This is a genomic window from uncultured Intestinimonas sp. (assembly GCF_944387245.1).
In the GTDB taxonomy this organism is placed as follows: domain Bacteria; phylum Bacillota; class Clostridia; order Oscillospirales; family Oscillospiraceae; genus Intestinimonas.
In genome coordinates, this window is the sequence record NZ_CALXEE010000117.1 from 1 (window position 1) to 4,223 (window position 4,223).

Annotated in this window: 3 protein-coding genes and 1 pseudogene; 2 read left to right on the top strand and 2 right to left on the bottom strand. The window is 67.3% G+C overall.

Going from position 1 to position 4,223, the window contains the following annotated elements; all coding sequences use genetic code 11:
• Positions 1–889, top strand: a pseudogene (locus Q0K15_RS10720) (hypothetical protein); the annotation flags it as partial.
• Positions 793–1,581, top strand: a complete 789-nt coding sequence (locus Q0K15_RS10725; RefSeq protein WP_294515837.1) for a hypothetical protein — start codon at positions 793–795, stop codon at positions 1,579–1,581. The pseudogene Q0K15_RS10720 and the gene Q0K15_RS10725, both read left to right, overlap by 97 nt.
• Positions 1,582–1,642: 61 nt before the next feature.
• On the opposite strand, the gene Q0K15_RS10730 is transcribed toward Q0K15_RS10725, so the two are convergent.
• A complete protein-coding gene (locus tag Q0K15_RS10730; RefSeq protein WP_294515838.1) occupies positions 1,643–2,758 on the bottom strand; it encodes a hypothetical protein in 1,116 nt (371 codons plus the stop codon).
• The coding region (gene aspS, locus Q0K15_RS10735) for an aspartate--tRNA ligase (RefSeq protein ID WP_294515839.1) at positions 2,748–4,223 on the bottom strand (1,476 nt) is incomplete at its 5' end. The genes aspS and Q0K15_RS10730, both read right to left, overlap by 11 nt.

The window sequence follows — 4,223 nt, forward strand, 5'->3', positions numbered from 1 at the left end:
TGGACAGAAGTTCGATTCCCTGGAGCAGGAGGCGCAGACCGACGTGCTGGGACCGGCGCCCAGGATGGACCCGGTGGGTCCCGTCCGTCTGCCTGAGATCGACCTGGTGGGTCCCCTGGGGCCGGCGCCCAAAATGGACGCGGTGGGTCCCCAGCTGCCGCCCCGGCCGGACCTGGTGGGCCCCATGGGGCTGCCGCCCAGGATGGACCCGGTGGCCCCCCAGCCGCTGCCCCCGGAGGAGATGATCGGCCCCATGGAGCGGCCCCCCGTCATGGCGCCGGTGGGCCCGCTGCCCCCGGAGGAGAAAAAGCCCGCGCCGGCCCAGCCCGCCGTCGCTCCGGCTCAGCCTGCTGCTGCTTCGGCCGCCGCCGCCCCGCCGGAGAAAAAGCGCTCCAAGTGGGACCGGCTGAAGTTCTGGAAGCGGTCTCGCTCCTCTGAGGACGACGAAGAGATAAACTTTTCCACCTCGGGCCCTGTCATGTCGGAGGAGGCCCGGCGGCAGTTTGCCGAGCAGATGAAGGCCCTGGCCGACTCAGATCAGCGGGTGGCCGCCAACTCAGGGCCGGCGCAGGACGTGGACATCGACCCCACCAATGTGGTGCACTACGGCACCAGCGGGAGCCGGGCGGGCTCCCGGACCCAGCACATCGAGCAGACCCGAAAGCTCATGCAGGAGGCCGGCGAGGACCCCGACCAGCGCCACACCACCGTGGATGAGTTCACCGGACCATCGGCCTGGTGCCGGACATCTTCGAGAACCTGGGCATCTACCGCAAGGAGCTGCAGAAGAAGGTGGCCAAGGCGGAGGGCGGGGCGGACACCCCCGCCCACCAGGAGGCCGCGGCGTGGCGGGAATGGCTCTCCGAGTCCTCCCGCATGGACGCGCTGATGATGGGGGAGATGGACACCAACCAGTTCCTGGTGGACCAGCGGCTGGACGAGGACACCGACGAGCGCAAGGACGCCGCCGCCTACGAGCAGAAGAGCATGGATTCCGACCAGCTCTCCCACGACATCAACAGCGGTCAGGTGGACCCGGAGACCGGCAAGGCCATCACCTGGAAGCAGGAGGCCCACAAGGCCAAGCAGGAGCGGGAGCTGGGGGCCCAGTACGTCTTCTGGACCCCGGCCCTGCGGCAGGCCACCGCGGCCATGGCCAACGCCCCCGACCTGGGCAAGAAGTCGGAGGCCGAGTCCGACGTGAAGGAGGCCAGCATGGCCGCCGCCGCCCAGGCCCAGGCCGCCGGCAGGGAGGTCTCCCTGGAGGCGGGCAAGCAGTGGGGCCAGCGCATCCTGGAGAACTTCATGCGGTGGATGAGCGTGGTCCAGGGCCGGTTCTGGCGGCTCACCAGCCTCATGGGCCTGGACTTCTTCGCCAGCCGGAAAAAGCAGATCCTCTTCACCCGGGCCGACCCCAACGCCCCCGACTTCAAGGGCGCGGCCAGCCGCCGCCGCCGGATGATTACCGACTCCGAGTGGCGGCATGTGCGGGAGATGGGCTATGAGAAGTCGGGCGCCGTCAAGCGCTTGGGCGCCAACGACGTGCTGAAAGACAAGCGCAAGACCGGCGCCTCCACCTGAGTGCGCCGCCCCCCGGACAGAAAAACAGGAGCGCCCCCGAAGGGGCGCTCCTGTTTTCCGTTTATGCGGCGGCGGCGCTGTTGTCGGTAGCGGGGAAGAGGTCCTCATAGGCCTGGTCGGGGTTCAGCCCCAGGTCGGCCCGGACCTGGTCCCGGAAGCTCACCAGCTCCGGGTAGGCGTAGAAGAAGTCGATCTTCTGCCGCCACACGGCGTCATCGGGCTGCCCGCTCTCCGGCCAGAGGACAAAGTAGGCAAAGGCCTCGGCAATGTCCTCGGCGGGGTTGGTGGAGGCGTAGGCGGTGACGAAGTCGTCGTAGTGGCGCAGGAAGAAGTTGTAGGTGTCGCCGCAGGAGAGGCAATCATCGATGTAGCCCGGCCAGTAGGCCTGGTAGAAGTCGTCGATGTAGGAGCCCTTGTGGGCCACCATGCCCTCTTCGTTGTAGGTGTCGGTGGTCTGGTCGGTGGTGTAGGTCACCTGGCCGCTGTTGAGGGTGAGGTAGTGGCAGTACTCGTGGAGGATGGTCTCCACGAAGTAGCGCTTGTCGCCGGAGTCGGCGGGGTCCACCGCGATCTCCCAGGTGTCGCCGGGGTCATCCATGGCCTGGACCCAGGCCGTGGTCTCACCGGGGCCGTCGGTGAAGAAGGTGAGCCGCTTGAAATCGGCAAAGGCCCCCTCCGGCAGCAGGTCGGACATGTCCTTCCACAGGACCATCAGATCCTCCTCCGTCCAGCCCGTGAGCTGGCCCGCCGTGGATGGGTCGGCGGTGAGGGTGCCGTCGTCGCCGATGGTATAGGAGATGAGGGTTTTCTCCTTCGGATTGGTGTAGCCGAACCCGGCCTCATCCCCCTCCAGATACCGGATGGTGTACTGGTCGTAGAGGCCGGAGAGCTCGGTGAGCAGGGAGGCCTCCCGGGGCCGCCAGGCCCACTGCCCGGCGGCCAGCCGGGCCTCCCGCAGGGGGCGGATCTGGAGCCACAGGTCCAGGGCGGCCTGGCGCTCCTCTTCCGTAATGTAGCCGGTGAGCCGGCCCAGCTGGGCGTCCAGCTCGGCCTGGATCTCCGGGGTGACTTCCGCCGCCGGGGCGGAGGGGGCGGTGCCCGCAGTGCCGCCGCAGCCGGCGAGCATGCTCAGGAGCACCAGCCCCGCGCCCAGTCTGATCAGTGTGTTATTCCGCACTGTCCTCCTCTTTCTTGGTGCAGATGATGTTCAGCTCCTCCAGCTGCTTGGGCTCTACGAAGGAGGGGGCACCCATCATCAGGTCCTGGGCGTTCTTGTTCATGGGGAAGGGGATGATCTCCCGGATGGAGTCCTCGCCGGCCAGCAGCATGACCATGCGGTCCACGCCCGGGGCGATGCCGGCGTGCGGGGGAGCTCCGTAGGTGAAGGCGTTGTACATGGCGGGGAACTTGGCCTTTACGTCCTCCTCGCCCAGCCGCACCAGCTGGAAGGCCTCGATCATGATCTCGGGGTCGTGGTTCCGGACGGCGCCGGAGGAGAGCTCCACGCCGTTGCACACCAGGTCATACTGGTAGGCGGTAATGGTGAGGGGGTCCACCTCGCCGGCGGCCGCCTTCTTGAGGATCTCCAGACCACCGTTGGGCATGGAGAAGGGGTTGTGGCAGAACTCCAGCTCGCCGGACTCCTCGCCGATCTCGTACATGGGGAAGTCCACGATCCAGCAGAACTCGTAGCGCTCCTTGTCCATGTGCTGGGGGGCCAGGGCGGGGAGCATCTTGATGAGGACGCCGGCGGTCTTCTGGGCGGTCAGCTTTTTCCCGGCGGTGAGGCCCACGAAGGAGCCCTTCTCCAGACCCAGGGCGGAGACCACCTGGTCCTTGATGGGCTGGACGAACTTGGCGATGCCGCCCACGATCTCGCCGTTCTCGTCGTAGCGGAACCAGTAGACCTTCTCACCGGCCTGGACCTCCACATCGGCGCAAAGCTTGTCGATCTGCTTGCGGGTGGCGTTAAAGCCGGTAACGGGGACGGCCTTCACGGTGTTGCCCTCGAAGGGGCCAAAGCCACAGGAGCCCAGCACCTCGGTGGCGTCCTGCACGGTGAGGTCGATGCGAAGGTCGGGCTTGTCGGAGCCGTACTTGTCCATGGCCTCCAGGTAGGGGATGCGGGCAAAGGGGGCGGTGGAGGCCACGTTATAGGTGCCGTACTTGGCGAAGATGGGAGGGAGCACGTCCTCCAGCACGGCGAACACGTCCTCCTGGTCGGCGAAGGCCATCTCCATGTCCAACTGGTAGAACTCGCCGGGGGAGCGGTCGCCCCGGGCGTCCTCGTCCCGGAAGCAGGGGGCGATCTGGAAGTAGCGGTCGAAGCCGGAGGCCATCAGCAGCTGCTTGAACTGCTGGGGGGCCTGGGGCAGGGCGTAGAACTTGCCGGGGTGCTTCCGGCTGGGCACCAGGTAGTCACGGGCGCCCTCCGGGGAGGAGGCGGTGAGGATGGGGGTGGTGATCTCCAGGAAGCCGTGCTCGATCATGGAGGCCCGCAGGGCGGCCACCACATTGCAGCGCAGGACGATGTTGTTCTTCACCGCCGGGTTCCGCAGGTCCAGGTAGCGGTACTTCAGGCGGGCGGACTCGTCGGCCTCCCGGCTGCGGTTGATGGGGAAGGGGAGCTCGTTGTGGCGGCA